The organism is Rivularia sp. PCC 7116, assembly GCF_000316665.1.
Classification (GTDB): Bacteria; Cyanobacteriota; Cyanobacteriia; order Cyanobacteriales; family Nostocaceae; genus Rivularia.
On record NC_019678.1, the window covers coordinates 5,435,664 to 5,460,259 of the forward strand.

A 24,596-nucleotide genomic window follows, 5' to 3' on the forward strand; every position below is an offset into this window, starting at 1 on the left:
GTTATTGTTCTTCTCTTTCAAAAGCTGGACAGTAACCTTCTAAAGTCACTTTAAAGTTATACAAGGGGGACGCGGTATTCCAACACCGTTGTCCTCTTTGATGTTTACAGGTTCCACAGCAATCTAATGATGACCAAATGTTGCGATCGCTATTTTGGTTGAGTAGTTCTCTAGGCGATAAACCACGCAATACTAATTCTTCTCCTTGCCAACGCGCTTCAATTAATCCCGTGTCAGCGAATTGCTGCCAGCGGGGGTCGTTTTTTATTTGCTCGGAAAGTGTAATTAGAATTGCTGTATCTAATTGAGTCAATTCTCCTTCGTAGTTTGTATCTGGTGCTGCTGGTTGTAAAAATGTATCGCCGATAGGAAGCTGGACTAAAGTTTCTATTTCGGGAGCATGTACGTGATAGCGGTTCTGCAATTCCTCTAATCCTGTTAAATCGGCTAGATAAGCTGCGGAACCGTGAACGAAAACAACATGTTGCGGTCTTAAGTTATGTATTAACTGAGTTGTACCTGGGCCGTCACTATGCTGTGCTAAGAGATAGCTTTCTACAGTACCCAATTCGGAATAATGCTCTGCTTTAATTTCTGTTTTCTCTGGTTGTAAAATAAGCCACGAGCTATTTTGTTGCTGGCAATATTTGCTTAAATCAGTTGTTGACTCCGTAAGAATTATACAGGGCGATTTACCGATATTATCCCTTTGAGAATTTTCTAGACGACGCACCCGAGGACGCACTCTTTCATCCCAAAACAATGGTTGATGGCGAGCAAAATTCTGTACGGAAGGGGGTAAATGGGGCATTAATTCTAAATAAGCGTCGCATCCGGCAGCAACATTTCCATCAACCCAAATATCTATATCTCTACCAGTAAAATGATGGTGGCTGCGAAGAAGCATGAGCAATTCTTGACCTAAACCTAATGCTGGAGTAGGCATTAATACTGAAGAACCTTCTGCGATCGCTCGATTAATTCTTTCTGCAAGTTGATTTTCTTGATTGCGCCGATGTGGATGACGAGCAGTACCGTAGCTACCTTCAATTATCAAGACATCTAATTCAATTCCGCGTAATTCTTCTAAACGAAAACCTTCTACTAATCGCGAATTCGACAGGAAAAAGTCTCCTGTATAAAGCAACTTATAAGAACGTTCAGAAGTTGTATAAGTAAGTAAAAAGGCGACTGCACCCGGTAAGTGTCCGCAAGGAAACAGTTCTACCGTAAGGTTTTCTTTTAGCTCTATTGTTGTACGCAGTTCTAAAGGTTGGAAAAGTGCGCGATTTTCTTCAGATTTTTTGTCCAACCAATTTAACGGTAATAGCTTACAGGTAACAACCGAAGCGTAAATTGGTAGCAGGGGAAATGTTTTGTGTAGTGCCAACAATCCCCTGGCATGATCTGGATGAGCATGAGTTACTAATACAATGTCTGCTGGTAAGGGGGTATTATCCGGGCGTGCTGACTTTTTTAACTTTTTTGCTAAAGGTGAAATATCTGGTAAGCCGCAATCGAGCATAATCCGATGAGGCCCCATTCGCAGCAATAGACAAATACCTTCACCATCATGATGAACTCCGTAAGGTAAGCATTCTAATTCGCTTTGGCTTTCCCCTTCATCAAGAGAGACTATTGAATAGCCTTCGCTCATATATTCCCCCGTATATTAGATTCAACAAAAATCTTTGTAGATGCTCCAACACCGATTCCGCATCCGGTAAAGTAGAAAATTTTTCGGCCGAGTTTGTTTTCTACACAACCTTATTACTGTAATAAAGAGGAGAGGAAGCAGAGGAATGTATTAAATCTCTATTCCATTCCTCTGTATCTACTGTTTACAGAAGTATCCATTTCTTGAATAAGCAGAAATGCACTCCTTCTACATTTTTAATGAGCGGAACCATTTCCGTGATAGTTTTCAGAATCATAAAAACCATTCTTGGTTCCAAAAATTAAGCATGACACGCTAAACACTATTGTAAGTACAACTAAAATTAGCTTCACATCCATATTGCTTTCCTTCAACTTTCATATGTTCCTATCTATATAGGATACTTCTGCTCTCAAGTAGATGACAGAAAAATTTTATTAACACATAATTATCTACTTTGCAATGAGTAGACTTACTATAATTACTCAGATTGTAGAACATTTGCATCTGGAGTGTCTATCTGCTTTTGTTACATCTAGGTAGATTTGCTATATATCCCAATTAAGTTTTTAGTCTTATTCTTTTTTCCCTTTTACCCTTAATTTCAAAGTAGCATCTGAGTTTTTACCAAGGCTTTTCTTTGCAAATATGCTTCGCTATTAGATTATTTACATACTTAATTTTTATAAGCTTATATTTAGTTTATGCTTGTTTATTTTATGAAGCATACAAGCGTTGATATGCTTAAACATTTAGATGTTTGAAAGCTTAAATTTATAAGCGCCTTACAGATGTTCAAACATTCTTGCATCTAGATGTTTAAACTTTTTGGTGTAAAATTTTGAGAGCATGTATAACTTTTGATGTTGGAAAATGATAATTACTGTAGCGGCTTTTAAAGGGGGTGTGGGTAAATCTATAACAGCGTTACACCTTGCTACGTACTTGCAGACTAATGCTGATACGTTGTTAGTAGACGGAGACTTGAATCGTAGTGCTTTAGATTGGTCTAATCGTGGTAGTTTACCATTTAAGGTAGCTAGCGAAGATGATGGGGTTGCTTTAGCTCCTTTATACGAGCATATAGTAATTGATACTCCGACTAAACCTAGTTTTGACGAGCTTAAAAGCATTGCGAATGGGTGTGATTTAGTAGTTGTACCGACAACTCCAGATGCAATTGCATTAGCTGCTACTATGCAGATGGTTGAGTTACTTAATAAATTGAAGGCTAATTATCGTATTTTATTAACTATTATTCCTCCTAGCCCAAATAGGTCGGGTAAAGAGGCTAAATTAGCTTTGAAAAATGCTAAACTACCTATTTTTAAAACAGGAATTAAACGACTTGCGGTATTTCAAAAAGCAGCTTTAGAAGGGGTACCAGTTAATGCTGTAAATGACGCTTACGCGCAGGTTGCATGGAAATATTATGCTGAAGTTGGTAAGGAGATTTTATCTTGATTAAGAAGAAAACTAACCGTTTTGACGAATTAATTGATGCTGCTCGTTCTCGTCAAAAACGAGATAAACCGCAGGAATTAGTTGAAGAAAAAGTTACTTTTAAAAGTAAAAGTACCGACCCCGATTACGTTCGGACTACTGTATATTTGCCTAAGAAATTACATCGCAGTTTGAAGTTAGCTGCTGCTACTGATGACCGCCAGATGAGTGATATTATGACTGAATTACTAGAAAAATGGCTTTCACAGAAGAGTTAGTTGTTAGTGGTTAGTGGTTAGTTGCTAAATACATAAGAATTGCGCGTGATGGTATGTATGGGTATTCTAATCATCAATAAAATTTATAAAAGTGTTACTTACCCTACAATACAGCAAAAATAAAAAGTCCGAGTTTAGTTACAAACCGGACTTTTTAATGATTAACTCTAGTATCTACTAACTACTTATAAATAAATCTCTTCCCCAGATTGAGTAAAACGAACGTTTTTGACGTTCCATTTGGGGTTGCTTGTCAAGGTTTTTTGGATACTTTGGAATAATGTGAATTGCTCGCAACTGGAAAGAGAAACTAGTTGCCTGGGAGAATCAGGAGCTACGCGGAAGTCTACTGTTGCAGTTCCATTGTTAACGTTGACTCGATAGTTAGCGATATTCAAATCGGCTGTATTTTTGGATGCAATAATTTTACCAACTGCATCTTTCATCGGTTCGTTTGCTGATACGGATACTTTTTGAGGTACTAATTTCTGACACTGCAAGTCGCTGGTATATACGGTTATATCAGAATTTTTTAGATTCCCGGTTTTATTTTGATTAAGGTTTTCTGATGACGGGGTTGTTTCTACTCCGAATGGCGCTGCTTTAGCTGTTGGTGATGGTGTCGTATTAATTTCTATTTCCGGGGTCTGTGGTACGGTGTTAGGCGTGGCTAGTGGGCTGCTAGCAACTGGAGATTGGTCGGATGGTGTTTCCTCTACGTTGTTAACTGTAGGGTTTGAGCCACAACTGCTAACGGCGATCGCCATTGCTGATAACATCAAAGGGAAAATATATTTTTGATTCTGACGGATAATTTTGTTCATAGTGTTATACCCTAAGTGTTTCTTTTTATCTCAGTATTATTTATATATGTTCCGTATCAATTTATAGCTGATATCCCATATTTTTTTAATGTTAGCGAGTTGCAATTTGACAAAGGTAATCGTGATTGATTTTTGTTTGGTGAGAACAAGATAAAAGTGTATAAGTAGGGGATGAGGAGATAAGTTAATTGCTTCAAAGATAGGAAAATAGCTTATGCCAAATAATCAATCTAGTACTTATAATCTGCGTAAAGCTGAATGGGAAGGTATACCTATAGATCTATGGGAGCCTGGGAAATGGAAGCAGTGGAAGGCTAAAGTATCTAAATCGGATGAGTTTGTTAAGTTAGAGCGCGAGTATTTGCGGATTAAATATAGCGTAAGCCAAGCTAATTTGGCTTTAAGTTTAGATAGAGTAAAAGTTAAGCTTAAATTAACGAACGGCAAAACTATCGCTTTGCAAGGTACTTTTCCCTGTAAATCTGGAGATATTGGTAAGAATAATAGTTCTAATAAACAGTATACCATTTCATTAGGTTTTGCGGCTAATGATGTAGGTTTAAAAGCTGCTGTTGCAAAGGCTCGGGAGTTGGATTTATTGTTGATGACAAAGCAATTTAAATGGACTCCTGAGTTATTAGGTAAAAAGGCTCAGAAGTTGAGTTCGGATAAAGATGAAAACTCGGTTAAAACTATTGGGGAATTAATTGAGGATTATCAGCAGGAGTTTTGGAAGACTCACGAGAAAAATAGGCAGGGTATTAAAACTTGGGAAAGTCATTATTTACGACATTTAAAGAAGTTGCCTCAAGATAAGCCTTTAACTAAGGATGCTTTAGAAATTGCGTTGAAGAATACTAAACCGAGTAGTAATTCTAGATTTTATTTGGCTTGGCAGTTAAGAAAATTTTGTCAGTTTTGCGAGTTTGATGGTAATAAGATTATTGATTCTTATGCTACTCCGTTACCGCAACCAAGTTTACGCAAAATTCCTAGCGATGAAGACGTTGTAAGTGGTTTTTCTGCTATTGGGGAAGCGTTATCTAGCCATGCTAGTAAGGAGGTAATGCAACCGGAGCAATGGCAGTGGTTATATGGTATGTTAGCGACTTACGGCTTAAGACCACATGAATTGTTTGCAATTGATTTACAGAGTTTTACCGATCGGAATAATAAATTCCATCTAGTTTATTTAAATCCGAGTTTGACTGAAGGAACAAAGACTGGTGAAAGAAGTTGTGGTATTCCTCCTTTGTATCCTCATTGGATTGAATTATTTGACTTGAAGAATATTAAATTACCATCTGCTGGGGGAAGTTTAAGCAATAAAACGGCGTTGATTCATATCAAGTTTAGGAATATTGGTATCGGTTTTAAACCTTACGATTTGCGTCATGCTTTTGCAATTCGGGGACATCGGTTGCAGGTACCAATTAAGACAATGTCTGATTATATGGGGCATACGGTACAAGAGCATACCAAGACTTATCAGCGTTGGATGAATGAGGATACCAATTTACAAATTTATCAAGAGGTAGTTATTCATAGAAATGGAACTAGTAAGGAAGCTTTGAAGGAAAGGATTAAGGAGTTGGAAGCTGAGAATTTAAGTTTAAAGGCAGAAAATGAGTCTTTGAAGGGGATTTTAGTTAAGCATCGCTTGGGAGAATTGTTGAATTAAGAAGAGTTAGGAGTTAGGGGTAGAAATTAAAGTAAATAATTTAATATACAAGGGTGTGTTAGATGCACGACAATTTACTGTTAATACGAAAAATTTGTATACATCATCTAACGCACCATAATGTTGACACAATAAAAGTATTAATCAGATTCATTAAACTCTTATCACAGTTAACACCTTAATGTTTTGTTTCTTGAAATTATAAACTGCATAAATACAGAGTACGCAGAGGTAAGATGGAATAAGAAGAAGTTTTTGTATGAATTTGAGACTACAAGCTATAAAATAAACTTTTTTGAACTATTTAGTTAATATTATTTTTCTTCTATTCCTTTTTTCGTAGGTTTTACGCAAGCCAGGATAATAGTGCATCAGCTATGTTGGATTTTTACTTTCCTGGTGCATGGAAATGGCTTTTAATCAAGAGAAATTTGATATTCTTATTCAGAAATTAGAGGTATTTGCCCGCAAGCAGCCAAGCGCGTATAAATTGCGCGTCGCATTAATAGCAATACTAGGTTATGCCTATATTTTTGTAATACTAGCCGCAACGTTAGCTTTATTAACGGGTATTATTTGGTTGATGCTTACTAGTAGGTCATTTAATGCTAGAGCAATACAGGTTACTATTTTTCTGCTAGCATTTGGACTGATTTTATGGGTATCTTTTCCAGTACCTACAGGTTTGTATTTGAAACGCGAAGATTTTCCTTCTTTGTATGCTTTTGTTGATGAATTATCATCCAAATTACAAGCACCGTGTTTTCATTCTATTTTGATTACTGATGATTTTAATGCTGCCGTGATGCAAAGACCGCGTTTAGGTTTATTAGGATGGCAGCAAAATTACCTGATTATTGGCTTACCTTTAATGTTAGCGCTGACAAAAGAACAGTTTCGTGCGGTACTAGCACATGAACTTGGTCATTTATCAGGAAATCATAGTCGCTTCAGTGCTTGGATTTATCGTCAACGCTCAACATGGTATCGACTTGCTAAGGAGTTAGGTGAAGGTGGTAATGAAACCTCATGGTTTATTTTTGAACAGTTTCTGAAATGGTATGTACCGTTTTTTAATGCTTATTCGTTTGTACTTGCTCGTATGAACGAGTACGAAGCCGATAAATGTGCTTTAGAAATAGCAGGAACTAAAAATACTGCTGAAGCTTTGATTAATGCTGAGATTAAAGCTAGATTTTTAGAAAGTTCTTTTTTCTCTAATATTTACAAACGAGTTAATACAGAGATTGAGCCACCTAAATCAGTTTTTATAGAAATGAAAGCAGCGTTTATCAAAGAAATTGATTCCACAGAAAGTAACTTATATTTGAAACAAGCTTTGGCAGAAAAAACGAATAATAGCGATACTCATCCATGTTTGAGCGATAGGCTAGATGCTTTCCAATGCCTTCCTAAAAATCTGGAAAAAATACCTTTACCAAATACAATAACAGCTAGTGCGGCAAGAGAAGTTTTAGGGACAGGTTTAGATAAACTAATTGAGCATTTTAATCAAGTGTGGTACGACCAAATGGCGACACCTTGGCGACAAAAATACGCTCAATTACAAGAATCTCTATCTGTATTAAATGAGTTAGAGAAAAAATCTCAAAAGCACAAATTAAATGCGGAAGAATCTTGGCAAAGAATTCAATTAACTTTAAATTTTAAAGATGAGTCTTCTACATTACCTTTATTACAGGATTTCTTAGATATCAATGAAAATCATGCTTTAGCCAATTATTTCATGGGAGAAATATTACTTAATCAGCAAAATACATCTGGTCTCAAATATGTTGAAAAGGCAATGGATAAAGAGATACAATTGGTAATTGATGGTTGCCAATTAATTTATTCATTTTTTATAAAGCATGATGATATAAATACTGCAAATTTATATAAACAGCGTGCGGAAAAACATTACGATAAACTTTTGAAAGCGGAAGAGGAACGCGAATATATTAGACCAAAAGATAAATATCAGCCTCATGGTTTATCAAAATTGCAATTGAAGAGTTTACGTCAACAGCTATCTTGTTATTCCGAGATTGAAAAAGTTTATTTAGTTCAGAAGGTGTTAGAGCATTTTCCAGAAAAGCCACTTTATATTCTTGGGGTAATGCGAAAAGTTGCTTCTTGGGGTGAAGTTGATACACCAACAAAAAATGCTGAATTGCTCAAGCAACTTTCGGATAAAATCGAATTTAGTGGCAGATTATTTACCTTAATCTTAACTGGCGAACATTCTGATTTTGAGAAACCATTAAGTAAAGTGCCGGATGCATTGATTTACCAGACAAGTAAAAAGTAAAAAGTAAAAGCTTATAAATTAGTATAGGACTTATCTAACTAACGTAATTTATTGCCGTTGCTGTGATACAAGCAAGTTAATTCGTATCTTGCAAATCACTCAACGAAATAATTATGTTTAAAGTTCGGACAAACCCGGCTTCTTTGTGCTTGTTGAGAATGGTGCAAGATATGTGTTAATTGGAACGTGGTAATAAGGCTTATAGTTTTGTGACATTTACGTAAGCCCTGTAATATTATTATTATTTTTTAGAAACCCAAGATAAGCAGAGTAGGCAGAAGGAAGAGATAAAAATAAGATTTTTTAGCATTAATTTGAGACTAGAAGATGAAAAATAAAAGTTTTAGAGGTATTTTAAGTCTTTAAGAATTAGATAAAGTAAATGTTGTTTCCTAAGTGGTTATTGGGAACTATAAGGGTAGAAAGTATAAATTTTATATAAAATAAGCCGCTGTGACGGTTGATGAGACTATGGGAAACAATCTCATTACTATTGATAAAAATATTTATGAGTCTTTAGAAGGGGAATTGGTAAAGCTTCGTCAAAGAGTTGCTGATTTGGAGGAAAAATTATATCAGCAGGAGCTTGAGTTTAATTCTTTGGCTGACAATGTACCGGGAATGATTTACAAGTTTCAACTTAGTAATGATGGCAAAATTTCTTTCCCCTATATTTCTTCTAGGTGTCGGGATTTTTACGAGTTGGAACCCCAAGAGGTGAAGCAAAATCCCGATTTAATGTTTGAGATGGTTCATGAGGATGATTTTGCTAAATTACAGGAAGCAATTCAAATATCGGCTCAATATCAACAAAAATGGGAGTCGGAATGGCGAATTATTACTCAAAGTGGTAGAACAAAGTGGTTTTATGGAATTTCTCAACCAGTTGCTCAAGCTAATGGTGATATTGTTTGGGATGGTTGTGTCATTGATATTAGTCAGCGTAAATTAGCAACTGAGAAGTTGAAGCAGCGAGAAGCTTTACTTGAGGGGATGAAGAATGCTACTAGTTGCTTGTTAACTACTCAAGATTACGATAAGTCTATAAATACAGCTTTGGCTGAAATTGGTAAAGCGACTGCTACCGATAGAATATATATTTTTCAAAATTATTCTGACAAACTAACGCAAGAATTATTTTTAAGTCAACGTTGGGAATGGGTGAATGATGGGATAAATTCGGAAATCAATTATCCTTTACTTAAAAATCTTTCTTATGATAATTTTTCTCCCTTTTGGTACGAAAAACTTTCTCAAGGTAAGTCAATCATCACGATTGAAGATGAATCTTTAATTCAAGGTAGTCGTTCGATATTTGTTATCCCTATTCAAGTAAAAGGTAAATGGTGGGGATTTATCGGTTTTGAAGATTATACAACTTTACGTCAATGGTCGGAAGCTGAACAATCGATTTTACAAGCTTTTTCAATGAATTTGGGTAGCGCGATAAGCCAGAGGCTTGACGCTTCGCGTATCGCGACTTATGAAGCCGAATATAAGTTAAGACAACTAAATCAAGATTTGGAACTTAGAGTAAAGGAAAGGACTACTACTTTAGCGGAAACGGAAACAAGGTTAAAGCGTCTTGCGGCTAATGTTCCGGGAATGCTGTACCAATACCAAATCTATCCTAACGGCGATGTTCGTCTTTCTTACATTTCGGACGGTTGTCACGACCTTTTTGGTGTAAAACCCGAACAAATTCTACGAAATCCGGATATTATCAATCAGATGATACATCCGGATGATGTGGTTGGTTTTGATGAATCTGTTGCTAATTCTGTTAAAACCTTGAACAAGTGGGAATATGAAGGTCGAATAATTACTCCTTCTAAGGAATTGAAGTGGTTACAGGGATTTTCACGATTACAAAAACAATCGGACGATTCTATTTTTTGTGACGGTTTTTTAATTGATATTACCGAAAGAAAAATCGCAGAAGAAATATCTCAAGAAAAAGAACAATTCTTACGCAACGCTTATGATGGCTCGGAACACGTTATCTTTGTTGTTGATGTTTTAGAAGATAATGACTTTGTTCTTCAAGGGTGGAATCTGGCTTGCGAACACGGTACGGGTATGAAGAGCGAAGATATTAAAAATAAACCTCTTGAAGAAATTTTTGGAGAGGTTAAGGGAAAAGAAATACGTCAAAATTATTTAAATTGTGTAGAATCAAACGCTCCTATTACCTATGAAGAGCGTTTAAATTTTGGCGAACACCCTAGATGGTGGTTTACAACTTTAAATCCTCTCAAAGATGTTAACGGTCGAATTTATCGCTTGGTAGGAACAACTTCTGAAATTACCGAATTAAAAAAAGCCGAACAAGTTATTCGTTCCTCCGAACAAAATCTCCGAACTTTACTAGATAGCGTTTACGACGCAATAATTATTCACGACCTTAAAGGAAATATTTTAGATGTCAACGAGCAAATGCTGCAAATGTATGGAGTAAATCGCGATCAAGTTACTCAGATGTCAATTGTTGCAGATTTATCTAGCTCAGATAATCCCAAAGAACAATTTACTCAAATTATTGAAAAGGTAATGAGTGGGGATAGTCAATTATTCGAGTGGAAAGCAAAACGACCCCATGATAATTCTACCTTTGATGTAGAAGTCTTTCTACGTAGAGTTACCCTCAATTCTCAAGATATCATCTTGGCGAATGTCCGCGATATCAGCGAACGTAAAAAAGTTGAAGCAGAAATTCAAGCCAAACAACATTTTATTCAGCGAATTACCGACTCTTCCCCCAATACAATTTATATTTACGACTTAGAAAAACAGCAAAATATTTACACCAATCACGAAATCGCTACAATTCTCGGCTACTCTCGTCAACAAATCCAAGAGATGGCGAACAATTTGTTTGTAAATATTATTCATCCAGAAGATTTACCAAAAGTTTTTTCCCAGAATCAAAAAATCTCTACCGCTAAAGATGGGGAAATTTACGAAACTGAATACCGAGTCAAACAAGCTGACGGTAAATATCGCTGGCTTTATAGTCGAGATACCGTCTTCAATCGCAACGAAGATGGTTTAGTAACGCAAATTCTTGGTGTAGCTACAGATATCACCGAACGTAAATTAGCTGAAATTGAGTTGCAAAATACCCTACACGAACTCAAAACTACCCAAACTCAACTGATTCAAAGCGAAAAAATGTCTTCCTTGGGTCAAATGGTAGCCGGTGTCGCTCACGAAATCAATAATCCCGTAAATTTCATCCACGGAAACCTAACTCCCGCGACTCAATATACTCAAGATTTACTCAAATTACTCGAACTCTACCAACAACATTATCCTAATCCTCCCGAAGATATCCAAGAAGAAATAGAAGCTGTTGAATTAGAATTCCTCAAAGAAGATTTTCTCAAGATGTTGAATTCTATGAAACAAGGTACCCAGCGCATCCGAGAAATTGTCTTATCTTTACGTAACTTCTCCCGTCTTGATGAAGCTCAATTCAAAGCTGTAGATATTCATAAAGGGATTGATTCTACCTTGATGCTTCTGCAAAATCGTCTCAAAGCAAAACCCAACTTCCCCCGAATCCAAATTGCTAAACAGTACTCCTCTCTTCCCCCAGTTGATTGTTTCCCCTCTCAGCTAAATCAAGTACTGATGAACATTCTCGCAAATGCTATTGATGCTCTTGAATCGCAAAAATCTATGTCTACCCCTCAAATCCAAATTCATACCAAACTTATCGACAATAACCGAATTGCGATTCATATTTACGATAACGGTTCTGGAATCCCCCCCCAAATTCAATCTAAACTATTTGACCCATTTTTCACCACAAAAGAAGTTGGAAAAGGTACTGGTAATGGTCTATCAATTAGCTATCAAATTGTGGTAAATAAACATGGTGGCAATTTATCATATAAATCTACCCCAGGAGAAGGAACTGAATTTATCATTGAAATTCCCGTTAATCAAACTAACAATTAATAACTAAGGTAAGTGTTTTGCCTCCTCTGTCACGATAGTATATTAATACTATTTACAATAAGGGAGTAGTTATCGGAGAACTGGATAAAAGTACAAAAATGCGATTTTATTAGTACTGCATTACTGTTAAAGCGAGCATAAAAAGTAAGGTAAAAGTAAGAACATTGTTTTTAATGATGATCAAAAACTTATAAATAAAGGGAGTTAGAGAGAATGAAACCGCGCAGGGTATTTGCTCAGCATTGGTTACAGAGTGATAAGGCTTTGAATAGCATTATTGCAGCAGCAGAATTAAAAGAGACCGACCGAGTTTTAGAAATAGGTCCCGGAAAAGGAGTATTAACAAGGCAGCTTTTAGAAAAAGTAAATTCTGTCTTAGCTGTGGAGATTGATAGGGATTTATGTAAGCTATTAGTTCAGAAGTTGGGAGAGAAGGAAAATTTTCTGCTGTTGAATGAGGATTTTTTAAATGTAGATTTATCCGTTTTAGTTAAAGATTTCTCCAAGTTTCAAAATCAAAATAAAGTAGTAGCGAATATTCCTTACAATATTACCGGCCCTATTATTGAAAGGTTGTTGGGGAAGATTGGTAGTCCAAATCCTCAGCCTTATGATTCAATAGTATTATTAGTGCAGAAAGAAGTAGCTGAAAGAATTGTAGCTAAACCCGGAAGAACCAGTTTTGGAGCGCTATCGGTAAGGGTACAATACCTAGCAGATTGTGAGATAATTTGTACCGTTCCCGCAAAGGCTTTTTATCCACCACCAAAAGTTGATTCTGCTGTTATCAGGTTAATTCCTACAGAAAGGGAAGTTGTAGCGAACAACCCCAAGAAATTAGAAACTTTAGTAAAACAGGGATTTAGCGCTAAACGCAAAATGTTACGAAATAATTTGCAATCGTTAGTAGAACGCGAAAATCTGACACAATTATTGGAAAAGTTAAGCGTTAACCCCCAAGCTCGCGCTGAAGAATTAAGCGTGCAACAGTGGGTGAGTTTAGCCAATGAACTAGAAAATCAAGATGCGTAGCTATACCTTAACTGCTCCAGCCAAAATTAACTTATACTTGGAAATCATCGGCGATCGCCCGGATGGGTATCATGAGTTGGCTATGATAATGCAGAGTATAGGACTCGCAGACCAAATTGAAATCGAAGCCAATGACGTACAGTTAATTAGGTTTAGGTGTGATAGTAAAGAAGTTCCTGTAGATAGGAGTAATTTAGTTTATCGTGCTGCGGATTTAATGGTTCAGGAATTTCCCGATAGTTTTGCTACTTATGGGGGCGTAGATATAACGCTTCACAAACACATCCCCGTAGCTGCTGGTTTAGCTGGAGGTTCGACAGATGCAGCAGCAGTTTTAGTTGGTATTGATTTATTGTGGAAATTGGGATTAACTAAATTAGAGCTAGAAGAATTAGCCGCGAAAATTGGTTCTGATATACCATTTTGTATCGGAGGAGGAACCGCGATCGCAACAGGTAGAGGTGAAATACTTTCTCCACTATTGGGTTTGCACAATACATATATAGTATTGGCTAAATATCGCAGTCTAGAAGTTTCTACTCCCTGGGCTTATAAAACCTATCGTTCCTTGTATAGTGATAGCTATGTTACAGATAAAGAAAGTTTGAGTGCCCGTGCAAATGCGGTACATTCAGGAGAAATAGTCAAAGCGATTTCGCATCAAAACGCTTCTGAAGTAGCTCAAAAAATGCATAATGATTTAGAGAAAGTAGTATTACCAGAATATCCTCAAGTATTGCAGTTAAAAGAAAGTTTTGCCAAATACGATATTTTAGGAACAATGATGTCCGGTAGTGGTCCAAGTGTATTTGCTTTGTGTGATTCTAAAGATAAAGCAGAAGAAGTAAAACTGCATATGAGAAACGAAATCCCTTCAGATGATTTAGAACTTTTCGTCACCCAATTGATAAATTATGGGATTCAGGTAAGATAGTTCTCGCTACTCACTACTCATTACTCCCTTTTAATCATGACTATAGTTCTCGCTACTCACTACTCATTACTCCTTAATCATCATGACAGAAGAAAATTTAACTAAACAAACCGAACAAACTGAAAATCAACAACCAACCCCCACCCGTTGTATTACCGGAGCATTGATGTGTGGAGGATTGGGATTTGCAATGTACAAATTAATGGTTTCAATTGCGACGACTTTTGCAAATAAACCTGTTACTTCCGATAATCCCATGGTGGTAAGTATTTCTTCAGCAGTGAGAACTTTAGTTGTGGGAGTAGTTGCTCTGGGTACTGGAATTTTTGGAATAGTTGGAGTTGGTTTATTCGCTTTAGCTATACAGTTGGTGATTAAACAGTTGACAGGGAAGGGTGAGTATAATTCGTAATTCGTAATTGATTCCCCTAAAACTTTACTTAGTGAGCAAGAGGTATAAAGAAAGTAGGCATAAATGTCCAGATGTCTAACAGTCAGCTAAAAACGATTTTCAATCAAGAAGTGATTGCTGATTTAGCACAAAGAATAAAAAAAGTTTTTCCGTCATTTGACAAAGTTGCTTTTGAGCAAGATGCTAATCAAAACCTTGATTTCTTGGAATTAAAGCAGCGTTCGACACAAATATGTAATGCTCTGACATCATATTTACCTTCCGAATTTGAGGAAGGAGTAAATATTCTTGTTACAGCGATGGGGGAAGATGATAAAAGTGGAGGGTTAGAAGGTTATTACGGATTTCGTTTTATGCCTTTTTTGGATTTTGTTGCTGCTCGTGGTTTAAATAATCCAGATATTGCACTTGATTCGCTAGAAAAAATGACGCTTCACTTCAGTGCGGAATTTGCAATACGTCCTTTTATTTTGAAGCATCCAGATACAACTTTGCCACGTCTTCTAAATTGGACTTCTCATCAAGATTGGCGAGTTAGACGACTTGCTTCAGAAGGAACTAGACCTCGATTACCTTGGGGTATGCAATTAAAACCATTTATCGAAAACCCATCTTTTGTTATTCGTATATTAAACAATCTATATAACGACCCAAATTTAATTGTTCGTCGTTCTGTTGCGAATAATTTAAACGATATTGCGAAAGATAATTCAGATTTAGCAGTAGAAACAGCACAAAGTTGGTGGGATGCTAGAAACGAACTTGCTCAATGGACTGTAAGACATGGATTGAGGACGTTGGTAAAACAAGGTAACAAAAAAGCTTTATCTGTTTTAGGTTTTGTTGGTGGTGATAGTATTCGAGTTGAAAACTTTCAATTTCAACCTTCGGTAGTGAAAATTGGTGATGAATTAAATTTCTCCTGTAATCTTATTTCTGAAGAATCTATAAACGTAAATCTTGTTGTAGATTACGTGCTGCATCGAGTATTGGCGAATGGTAAGTTATCGAAGAAAGTTTTTAAGCTCAGACAAATAGAATTGTCACCTGGTGAGAAAATTACTTTATCTGGTAAACATAAATTTAAACAGCTATCGACACGGACTTATTATCCCGGATTCCACAGTATTGAACTTGTTGTTAACGGATGTTCGGTTGGTAAATATGATTTTGAATTGCTTTGAAATAATAAAAATACTTAGGACGCTAATTAACTGCACCTAAATAAACTAAATTTTGTTTTTCAACTTTCGTTAAACCTTTGATTCCTATAATATTCATATCCTGGTAAGGTTTGAGAATTTTCAAAGTTTTCAAACATTCACCTGTATGAATATCCCATAATTTTATTGTCTCATCTTTACAGCCACTAACTAAATATTTATTATTAGGACTCCATACTACTGAACGAACCCAGCTTGTATGTCCTTTGAGAATTTTACTGGTATTTGTATTTAGATTGCGGACTATTATTGTTTTATCATTGCTGCTACTAGCAATATATTGACTATCTTGACTATAAGCGACTGAAAGTACAAGGTTATCAGTATGTTCGTGTAATTCTTTAGATTTAACTGTTGCGATATCCCAAACTATTACTCTTTTATCATCGGTACCGCAAATTAATTTACAGTTATCGGGACTAAATCCCAACGACATGACTTTACCATTGTTTTTTTGTAAAGTCTGAATATATTTACATCGACCATTTTGGAAATTCCATAATTTTATCGTTTGGTCATCACTACCACTAGCTATAGTTTTACCATCAGGACTCCATACCACAGACCAAATCCAATTACTATGAGCATTAATAGTTTGAAGACATTCACCAGTTAAAACATTCCAAATTTTTAAAACACCATCTTGACCACCACTAATAAGATATTGGCTATTTGGACTAAATGCTATTGACCAAACTCCTCCATTAGTATGTCCATATAAAGTTTTACTATTTCCCGTATTTAGATCCCAAAGCTTGATTGTTTCATCATCGCTACCGCTAGCAATAATTTTTCCATTAGCGCTCCATGCTACCGTCCAAACCCATTTTTTATGCTCTCGGATAATTTGTTCGCATTCACCAGTCAGAATATTCCAAATTCTTACCGTACTATCCAAACATCCACAAACTAATTTTTCACTATCAGGACTTAATGCTATCGACCAAATACAGTTACTATATCCCAAAAAGTTTTTCAGGCGATCGCCTTTATCTTTATCCCAGATAATTAAATTTTGGTCGTTATCACCACTAGCTATTTGCTTTCCATCAGGGCTAAAAGCAACCGTTCGCAACCAGTCATTATGTCCTTGAAAAGTTTTAATAGATTTACCAGTTTTAATATCCCAAATTTTAATAGTCTTATCAAAACTTCCACTAGCAATAGTCTTACCAGTAGGATGAAAAGCAACGTCTCGTATTTCTCCATCGTGTCCTAAAAAAGTTTGAATACAATTACCAGTATTGATATCCCAAAGTTTTACAGTAGAATCTGCGCTACCGCTAACTATATTTTTACCATCGGGACTAAAATCAACTGACCACACGCTATTTTTATGTCCCAGTAAAGTTTTGAGACATTCACCAGTTGAAATATTCCAGAGTTTAATGGTTTTGTCGTAGCTTCCACTAACAATAGTTTTACCGTCAGGACTAAAAGCAACTCCCCAAACCCAATTTGTATGTTCCCTTAGAACTTTTAAACATTCACCAGTAGCAAAATTCCAAAGTCTAATCGTACAATCATCTCCTGCACTGGCTATAGTTTTACCATCTGGACTTATAGCAACTTTCCAAATCCATTTGGTACGTTAAATTAGAAAAATCGTATCCTGTTAAATTAACTTGTAAATGGCAAAGTAAATTGATAATATTACCAGTTGCGTATCCTGGTTTTAAATAAAATTCTGTTTTTAATTTCGATATTATTTTGTTTAATTGAATTATCAAATTATTTTTATTTTCAAATTGATAACTTAACTTTTGTATAATTGGTTTGACAATTAAGCGAATTTGAGTTTCTCTTTCATAACATTTAGCTGAAGCTTTTAATAGAGCATATTGATTCAACAGAGAAATTTCACCGCTTTTAATTTCGGAGCAGATATGTTCAATTAACTTATTAATCGTATATTCTACTAATACATGTTGAAGTCCAAAACTTGCTTCTCCTTCGATTTGGCTGATTTCTAAAGGAATTTTATTTTTTAAAGATTGTAAAGTGATAATAACTTGTTCTTTCGCATCTTCAGATAAAATATCTTCTGTTAATTCCCAAAGAGTAACAGCTTCAGTATTAATAGCTAACCAAAACATCACCTCTTGTTCGTTTCCCGATAAACGTTGAAAATGCCAATCTAATAATTCATGAATATCACCGAATACTTGTTTACCATATATTAAAAACCGAGAAATATTACCGCAAAAAACTTCATTAATATGATGAGCAGCAAGCTCCAAAGCTAAAGGATTTCCATCATAAAACTCAATAATCGTTTTCCATTCTTCCTCAGAAGCGTAAAAATCAGCGATTGCATTAAATATCTTACGTCCTTCCACATAATCCAACCCGCGTAATTCGAGAAAACGAACGGGTTTGATTTTGTTAAATCTTTGAATATTCTTTGGCTTTTCCCGACTTGTGAACAGCAAACAGCTATTGTGAGAACATTCTCCTATTTGACGAAATAACTCACCATCATCTTCATAACCTTCTCGATAACCCGTTACTTGCAAAATTGATTCCACATTATCTAAAATCAGTAAACTACGATTTTCTCGTAAATATCGTATTAATTGACGTAATTGAGCATTTATTCCCTTATTTAACTTATTCTCTTGCTGATTCGATAGAAAACTAATGAAATCATACAAAATATCTTCAAACGCTGGTGCATTTCTGAGCGATCGCCAAATTAAGTAATCAAATTCATCTTGAATACCTTTAGCCAACTTTACAGATAAATGAGTCTTCCCAACTCCATTAATTCCTACAATCCCAACTAATCGACACCTGTCTTTAACTATCCACTGTTTAAGAGTAGTTAATTCCTTTTCACGTCCAAAAAAAAGAGAAGCATCCGGTGCTGCTCCCCAATCTCTTAGTTTTTGTGTTTCCTGAAATTGTAAAACTCTATAAGTCTGGTGATATCTTTCTAAAGCTTGACGAAAATTCTTTTTACTAACCTTCTCTCCCAAAGCTAGAGAAAGTAACTTCCATAATTGAGAACCGATATTCTTCTTTACATAATCACTGCTGTAACCGAAGCTTTCTGCAAATTCCTCATAAGTTTGATTTTTGCATGATGCTTTTAACAGATCTACTTGTAAATCCGTTAAGTGCTTGCTTGCAAATGAGAATACTACTTCATCAGCAATCTTAGATATTTCTTCAGAGTGCATAAGTAAGGTAGATGATAAAAAATAAAAATTTGCTCGTATTAAATTCCTTACAAATGATACCCTCGTAGGTGGTATGGGTAATGACAAAATTGAAGGTGGAAGTGGTAATGATAGGATAACAGGCGGTATAGTATCTGGAAGTTCTGGAAAAGATACATTAACTGGCAATGAAGGTAATGATATTTTTGAATTGTCTTATTCTTTCGCCGAAGTCTATCCACAGATTATAATGCTAGAATCATTACCTTTGAATCAAGGTTTAGATTCGGCGAAAAAGGAGCGTAAAAAAATAAGTAAACCTTTTTATGCTGAAAAAGGCGATAATGATTTTGCTTTGATTGAAGATTTTACAAAAGGTGAAGATAAAATAAGAATTCTTGGAACTAGTTCATCTGGAGATATTACTTCAAATTATAGTTTGAAGAAAATAGAATCAAGTCCTAATGTAATTGATACTAATATATATTACGATGAAGATTTGATTGCTGTAGTAGCTGGCAATAATATTGAATTAACTGGTGACTTTTTTCTCTTTACTTAAGTAGCTAATGTTGAGACAGCTAACACATTTTTTTCTTCTGTATGACCAACAATTGAAAGTTATAAAATCGAAGACTTATAAATGAGCGATCGCCTTTCGAGAAAACTTTCAATGACTTGGATACGAACAAGCATTACAAAACCAAAGTTGGCTATCTTGAAATGAGATGAAAATCAACAATTAAAAATTATTTTTATAAAACCATTAACAGATGTCAAGCAGCAGCAACCATTATGACATCCGCTTGGTTTTCTTGTTTTTCAATTTTTTTAGGTTTGACTTCTATCGACGCAAAAGTTTCAATCCAAAGCACACTACCGCAATCAAGGGGTTTCTCAGGTCGATAAATGATTTCGCAAGGGCCATTAATCTTGGCTGAGAAACCATAAGTATTGCTATCGTAGCGTTTGACGCTAATTACAGGTTCTGGATTTTCTCGCTTTAAATTCTGTTTTATTTTGTGTTTATTTACATTAATAGTAGTTTTAGCAGGAATTCTTCGGCACCATTTAGGTTTCGGTCCTCGTTTACCTCTGCTAATAATAGGCATTCTGTTGAATAACGGGATTATCCAAATGTGTCCAGATTTATAAGCCCCCTTCACTCTCCCATGAGAAAGTAAATAGCGCATTTGAGAAGTTTTAATATTTAAAATTTCAGCTGCTTCGGTAGTACCTACATACATGACAAAAAACTATTGCGATTACAAAATAGTTTACTGTGGAAGGGTTTGGGGAAGAAGGAAAGTTAATATGAGTTATCTTGAACATGATTAGAAAACTGATTTTTTAATTCGGTTGTCAAGAAGAGGGAAGATTTAGGAATTTTGGGTATTGATAATTCAGATGCTGTAAATGATTTAATTGACTTGGTATTAACAACTCAAGATGAGCCTACACGTTGGGTAGGAATTCAAAGTTTAGGAAAAATTGCTATTGGTAATGATTATGTTATTCAAGCTTTGATTGAGCAGCTTGGTATTGTTCGCGTAGCAACTCGCAGGATAATAGCTCGGAGTTTAACGAAAATAGCAGTTGGAAACGAACAAGCTATTACGAGTTTGGTTAATTTAGCGCGAAATAATCCTGACGAAAAAACTCGTGATGCTATTGCCTATACTTTGGGTTATATCGGTAATGATAATTGGGATGCGGTCAACTGTTTAATTTATCTCATACACAATAGTTGTGATGACTATACTCGTAGAGTTGCAGTTAAGAGTTTGGGAAGAATTTCGGATTGCAGCCAAGAGACGATTAATGCTTTGGTTGAAGCCATAAAGAAGACAGAAGATTACTACTCTTGTTTGGCAGCAGTATCGATTTTAGAAAAAATCGCAATCGGAAACAATCAGGCGATCGCTAAATTAAAAAAGATATTTTTATCTGGAAATATTAATTACAGTAATCATCACAATCGCAAGTTAATTGCTCAAACTATTGCCAAAATTGCTGGCTGAGAATAATCTTACTAAAGAAAATTTTTTTGTAGTTGCTGATGCTCTTGGTTATGTGAACGTAGTTAATTCAAGGGCAATCAAAACGTTAATTGAGTTATTGCGTAGTTATGAATATGCTGGGATAACAGTTGCTTCTAGTTTGGAGAAGATTGCTATTGGTAATAGGAAGGTAATTGCTGTTTTACTTAAACTGTTTCCGGTAACAAGTGGTTGGAAGCGTGCTGCGATAATTGAGGGTTTGAGTACAATTGCTAGTGATAATCAAGTTGTTCTGAGTAATTTTATTGATTTAGCTTACAAAACTGTGAATTTAGATTAATGTCGTGCTGTAGCTAAGGCTTTGGGAGAAATGAAAGTTAGTAATGATTTTGCCGTGAATGCTTTAATTCATTTATTGCGGATTAACGATGATAATCATGTTTGGTGTTTTGCAACTGAAAATTTAGAAAAAAGTGGAATATCTGATTCATCTGCAATTGCTGCCATAACTGAAATTATCCATAATTGCCAAGATGATTACTATAAAAGAAAATTGACTGCATTATTAAATAAAATAATTTAGAAAATAAATTTAAATAAATCTATAAAAGAAATTCCGGGTCGCTCAATACTTCCTGCATCATTTCGTCAAAGGAACGATATCTATATATTCCGAATGCAGTTGAAAAACTACAAAACCAAACTTCCCATTCATCATCTACAACAGTTATCTGAGGATTAAATAGAAAAATATAGCCCATATCCTCGCTACTAATTTCTAAAGCTGTTTGTAAATATTCTGGTCGAAAGTTGTAATCGGATTGCTCTTCCCCATAAACAAAATATTCTTCATCCGTTACTGGTTGATTCCAGGTTTCTATTAACTCGTCCACCCAATATTGATGGTCGGGAGCATACCAAACAATATCTTCGGTTCCGCAAAATTCAAAACCATACTTTGATATAGGACGTATACCATTAGCAGTTTTGAGGAATTCTCGATAGGAACTGGGAAAATTTACACCCAATCTAGATTCAGTTGCTGTTATTTGTTCTTCCGTTGCACCTGGATAACCCAAAGAACCAGATTCTAAAACTTCTGGGGGTAATTCTTCTTTTTCATAATCTTCCAAGAGTTCTATTCTTTGTCTGCTCCATTCCTGAATACGGTTTTCCCAATTAAAGTTTTTCATTATTTTCCCCAAATAGCTACGATTATAAAAATAAACTACTTACTAGAGGGGCTTATATCTCTCTTTATTTCTTTCCTCTGCATTCTTCGTGTCTTCGTGGTTTTTTATAGGTAATCTTCTGCGAGAATAAAAGATGTTAGAAGAATAAAGACTCACAAGTATTAATTTAAACTTTAGTGTTGAATATAAAGCTGGATATTAACCAATAATTACACTGAAATTGCTTTATAAAGGTATAAAAATAATCTTTGTAATTCAAATCCCCCATGCCCTAATTAAATGGATTTATTCGAGCAAAATTACCAAAACCAACTTTCCCAACAAGCACCTTTAGCTGCAAGAATGCGTCCGCGAACTCTTGATGAATTTATCGGACAGGAGCATATAATTGCACCGGGACGTTTGCTTCGTCGTGCAATTTCGGCTGACCAATTATCATCTTTAATCTTTTTTGGTCCTCCCGGTACTGGTAAAACAACTTTGGCTCGCATCATTGCTAATACAACCAAGGCGCATTTTATTTCTATTAATGCTGTACTTGCTGGAGTGAAAGATATTCGCGATGCGATATCTACAGCAACGGATAAAAGGAAATATTACAATCAAAAAACTATTTTATTTGTCGATGAGGTTCACCGTTTTAATAAATCTCAGCAAGATGCATTATTACCTCATGTGGAGAATGGTACGGTAATTTTAATTGGAGCAACTACCGAAAATCCTTATTTTGAAGTTAATAAAGCTTTGGTGAGTCGTTCGCGGATTTTTCAATTGAAGCAGTTGGAAGAGAAAGACCTCAAAGCAATTGTATATCAAGCACTTCAAGATTGCGATCGCGGTTATGGTAAGTTAAATATTGATATCCATCAAGAAGCTCTTTCCCATCTAATTAATGTAGCGAATGGTGATGCTCGTTCTTTACTAAATGCTTTGGAATTGGCTGTTGAAACAACTTCTAAGAATCAAAATCAAGTTATTGAAATAAGTTTACAAGTCGCAGAAGAATCAATTCAGCAACGAGCGGTACTATACGACAAAGAAGGAGACGCTCACTTCGATACCATCAGCGCTTATATCAAAAGTATTCGCGGTTCAGATGCAGATGCGGCTTTATATTGGTTAGCCAAGATGATTTATGCGGGGGAAAATCCCCGGTTTATATTTCGGAGGTTGTTAATTCAAGCTAGTGAAGATATTGGTTTAGCAGATTCCCAAGCCATAGTAATCGTAAATTCCTGCGCTCAAGCATTTGATAGGGTGGGAATGCCGGAAGGGAGATATCATTTAGCTCAAGCAACCTTATATTTAGCTAATGCTCCCAAGTCGAATAGCGTCATGGGATTTTTTGACGCTTTAGCTTCCGTGGAGAAGGAGAAAGAAAAGGAAATTCCCAATCATCTTAAAGATGCAAATCGGGATAGTAAAGGATTTGGGCATGGTGCTGGTTATTTATATCCCCATGCATATCGCGACCATTGGGTAGAACAGCAATATTTACCTCAAAGTTTGCAGGGGCAAGTTTTTTATCAACCTGCCGATGTTGGTGAGGAAGCATTAATAAAAATTCAAGTTGAAAGGAGAAGGGAAGCACAGTTAGCAGCGATGGTTGAAGAGACGGTGGAAGTGTTGAGTTATGGGGAGAAGGATAAAGTTACAGATAATTGGTTGCAGAGAACTTTGGGAGAAGTAGGGGAGAATTTTAGTAAATTACGGGATAATTTATTTGAGATTGCGAATCCCCAGCGTCATCATTTAATTTTAGATTTGAACGCCAAGAGTGGATTATTAACTTGGGAAGCAGTAAGAAGAGTTCCCGAAGGTGGTGTTTATAGTTGGGTTAGGAATGAAAAAGATGCTCGTGCTTTAATTGAGCAAAGTAACGTACTTCCAGAATTAACACGTCCGATTGTCATTCATCCTTCATTATCCGAAATACCTGACGAAGTTAAATTTGACAGGATTATTGGACGAAATGCTTTAGGGAAAGAAGTTGATAAATTAAAAAATATTTTTGATTTAGTAAAGTTGTTGAATCGAGATGGGAAAATTATTTTAGGGGAAACTATACCTCGTCGCAGTCAGAGATTGTATAACCTCTTGGATAAAACTTGGTTATCGGATAAATTATTTAAGAAAATAGTTGCAGCAGAATCAGCTATATATTCCAACCCAGATGATGCAATGGTGAATTGGAATGTAGAAGACTTAGAAAAAATCTTTATTGAAGTAGGTTTAGAGGTAGAAATAACTCAACAGAAGAATTTGACTCAACTCTATATAACCGAAAACTTATTAAATCGTTGGTTTACAGCTTCGGAGAATGAAACACGTCCAAGTTATATAAATCATCTTGAAAAAGAATTGACGAATCAAGAAATTGAAACCGTGAAAAGCTTGTTTTATGGGAAATTGAGCAATCGGGTAGTTGAGTGGGAAACAGCGATCGCTATTTTTTCTGTATCGTAATTTTGTATGTCGAGTTTA

At 35.6% G+C, this 24,596-nt stretch carries 20 protein-coding genes and 1 pseudogene; 14 read left to right on the forward strand and 7 right to left on the reverse strand.

The features are described 5' to 3' along the window. Position 1: 1 nt before the first annotated feature. Positions 2-1,657 (reverse strand): MBL fold metallo-hydrolase, encoded by a 1,656-nt coding sequence (locus RIV7116_RS21000; RefSeq protein ID WP_015120327.1) that lies wholly within the window; start codon positions 1,655-1,657, stop codon positions 2-4. A gap of 873 nt (positions 1,658-2,530) precedes the next feature. Here RIV7116_RS21000 and RIV7116_RS21010 point away from each other — a divergent pair. Both RIV7116_RS21010 and RIV7116_RS21015 read left to right on the forward strand, forming a co-directional pair. Continuing rightward, positions 2,531-3,121, forward strand: a complete 591-nt coding sequence (locus tag RIV7116_RS21010) for a ParA family protein (protein WP_015120329.1) — start codon at positions 2,531-2,533, stop codon at positions 3,119-3,121. Continuing rightward, complete coding sequence (locus tag RIV7116_RS21015) at positions 3,115-3,378, forward strand: CopG family transcriptional regulator (protein WP_085977705.1); 264 nt, start codon at positions 3,115-3,117, stop codon at positions 3,376-3,378. The genes RIV7116_RS21010 and RIV7116_RS21015 overlap by 7 nt, the downstream gene beginning before the upstream one ends. 185 nt (positions 3,379-3,563) lie before the next feature. On the opposite strand, the gene RIV7116_RS21020 is transcribed toward RIV7116_RS21015, so the two are convergent. Then, positions 3,564-4,202: a GerMN domain-containing protein gene (locus RIV7116_RS21020; protein ID WP_015120331.1), complete on the reverse strand. Its 639-nt coding sequence runs from the start codon at positions 4,200-4,202 to the stop codon at positions 3,564-3,566. 214 nt (positions 4,203-4,416) lie between these two features. Here RIV7116_RS21020 and RIV7116_RS21025 point away from each other — a divergent pair, with 214 nt between their 5' ends. The 7 genes from RIV7116_RS21025 (at position 4,417) to RIV7116_RS21055 (ending at position 15,719) form a co-directional block, all read left to right on the forward strand. Continuing rightward, positions 4,417-5,883, forward strand: coding sequence for a hypothetical protein (locus RIV7116_RS21025; protein WP_015120332.1), 1,467 nt, complete (start codon positions 4,417-4,419; stop codon positions 5,881-5,883). 409 nt (positions 5,884-6,292) lie between these two features. Then, positions 6,293-8,194, forward strand: coding sequence for a M48 family metallopeptidase (locus RIV7116_RS21030; protein WP_044292123.1), 1,902 nt, complete (start codon positions 6,293-6,295; stop codon positions 8,192-8,194). Positions 8,195-8,665: 471 nt separating this feature from the next. Then, the gene (locus RIV7116_RS21035) at positions 8,666-12,157 is read left to right on the forward strand and encodes a PAS domain S-box protein (protein WP_015120334.1); all 3,492 of its coding nucleotides are present in this window, start codon (positions 8,666-8,668) and stop codon (positions 12,155-12,157) included. A 213-nt stretch (positions 12,158-12,370) separates the two neighbouring features. Beyond that, on the forward strand, positions 12,371-13,189 hold the full coding sequence (rsmA, locus tag RIV7116_RS21040) for a 16S rRNA (adenine(1518)-N(6)/adenine(1519)-N(6))-dimethyltransferase RsmA (RefSeq protein ID WP_015120335.1): 819 nt from the start codon (positions 12,371-12,373) through the stop codon (positions 13,187-13,189). Then, the gene (gene ispE, locus RIV7116_RS21045; RefSeq protein WP_015120336.1) at positions 13,182-14,123 is read left to right on the forward strand and encodes a 4-(cytidine 5'-diphospho)-2-C-methyl-D-erythritol kinase; all 942 of its coding nucleotides are present in this window, start codon (positions 13,182-13,184) and stop codon (positions 14,121-14,123) included. The genes rsmA and ispE overlap by 8 nt, the downstream gene beginning before the upstream one ends. A gap of 82 nt (positions 14,124-14,205) precedes the next feature. After that, positions 14,206-14,535, forward strand: coding sequence for a DUF3082 domain-containing protein (locus RIV7116_RS21050; RefSeq protein WP_015120337.1), 330 nt, complete (start codon positions 14,206-14,208; stop codon positions 14,533-14,535). 71 nt (positions 14,536-14,606) lie between these two features. Next, a complete protein-coding gene (locus RIV7116_RS21055; protein WP_015120338.1) occupies positions 14,607-15,719 on the forward strand; it encodes a DNA alkylation repair protein in 1,113 nt (370 codons plus the stop codon). A 22-nt stretch (positions 15,720-15,741) separates the two neighbouring features. Here RIV7116_RS21055 and RIV7116_RS36520 read toward each other — a convergent pair whose 3' ends face one another. From RIV7116_RS36520 to RIV7116_RS36530, 3 genes and pseudogenes are all read right to left on the reverse strand, one after another. Then, positions 15,742-17,085, reverse strand: a complete 1,344-nt coding sequence (locus RIV7116_RS36520) for a WD40 repeat domain-containing protein (protein ID WP_052330843.1) — start codon at positions 17,083-17,085, stop codon at positions 15,742-15,744. Positions 17,086-17,187: 102 nt separating this feature from the next. Beyond that, a pseudogene (locus RIV7116_RS37670) lies at positions 17,188-17,337 on the reverse strand (WD40 repeat domain-containing protein); the annotation flags it as partial. Beyond that, positions 17,306-18,940, reverse strand: coding sequence for an NB-ARC domain-containing protein (locus RIV7116_RS36530; RefSeq protein WP_052330844.1), 1,635 nt, complete (start codon positions 18,938-18,940; stop codon positions 17,306-17,308). The gene RIV7116_RS36530 and the pseudogene RIV7116_RS37670, both read right to left, overlap by 32 nt. A gap of 37 nt (positions 18,941-18,977) precedes the next feature. Here RIV7116_RS36530 and RIV7116_RS21065 point away from each other — a divergent pair, with 37 nt between their 5' ends. After that, entirely contained in the window at positions 18,978-19,481 is a 504-nt protein-coding gene (locus RIV7116_RS21065; protein ID WP_256380849.1) for a hypothetical protein, read from the forward strand. Positions 19,482-19,695: 214 nt separating this feature from the next. On the opposite strand, the gene RIV7116_RS21070 is transcribed toward RIV7116_RS21065, so the two are convergent. After that, positions 19,696-20,166: a hypothetical protein gene (locus RIV7116_RS21070; protein ID WP_015120340.1), complete on the reverse strand. Its 471-nt coding sequence runs from the start codon at positions 20,164-20,166 to the stop codon at positions 19,696-19,698. A gap of 141 nt (positions 20,167-20,307) precedes the next feature. Here RIV7116_RS21070 and RIV7116_RS21075 point away from each other — a divergent pair, with 141 nt between their 5' ends. Genes RIV7116_RS21075 through RIV7116_RS21085 form a run of 3 tightly spaced genes read left to right on the forward strand, consistent with a single transcriptional unit; the run spans position 20,308 to position 21,502 of the window. Beyond that, the gene (locus RIV7116_RS21075; RefSeq protein ID WP_044291098.1) at positions 20,308-20,940 is read left to right on the forward strand and encodes a HEAT repeat domain-containing protein; all 633 of its coding nucleotides are present in this window, start codon (positions 20,308-20,310) and stop codon (positions 20,938-20,940) included. Continuing rightward, the gene (locus RIV7116_RS21080; protein WP_157229308.1) at positions 20,909-21,259 is read left to right on the forward strand and encodes a hypothetical protein; all 351 of its coding nucleotides are present in this window, start codon (positions 20,909-20,911) and stop codon (positions 21,257-21,259) included. Before RIV7116_RS21075 ends, RIV7116_RS21080 begins: the two co-directional genes overlap by 32 nt. A 30-nt stretch (positions 21,260-21,289) precedes the next feature. After that, entirely contained in the window at positions 21,290-21,502 is a 213-nt protein-coding gene (locus RIV7116_RS21085; RefSeq protein WP_044291100.1) for a hypothetical protein, read from the forward strand. Positions 21,503-21,521: 19 nt separating this feature from the next. On the opposite strand, the gene RIV7116_RS21090 is transcribed toward RIV7116_RS21085, so the two are convergent. Next, positions 21,522-22,112 carry an SMI1/KNR4 family protein gene (locus RIV7116_RS21090; RefSeq protein ID WP_015120341.1) on the reverse strand — a complete coding sequence of 197 codons (591 nt, stop codon included), beginning with the start codon at positions 22,110-22,112 and terminating at the stop codon, positions 21,522-21,524. A gap of 279 nt (positions 22,113-22,391) precedes the next feature. On the opposite strand from RIV7116_RS21090, the gene RIV7116_RS21095 reads away from it, so the two are divergent. Continuing rightward, positions 22,392-24,578, forward strand: a complete 2,187-nt coding sequence (locus tag RIV7116_RS21095; RefSeq protein WP_015120342.1) for an AAA family ATPase — start codon at positions 22,392-22,394, stop codon at positions 24,576-24,578. Positions 24,579-24,596 lie beyond the last annotated feature (18 nt).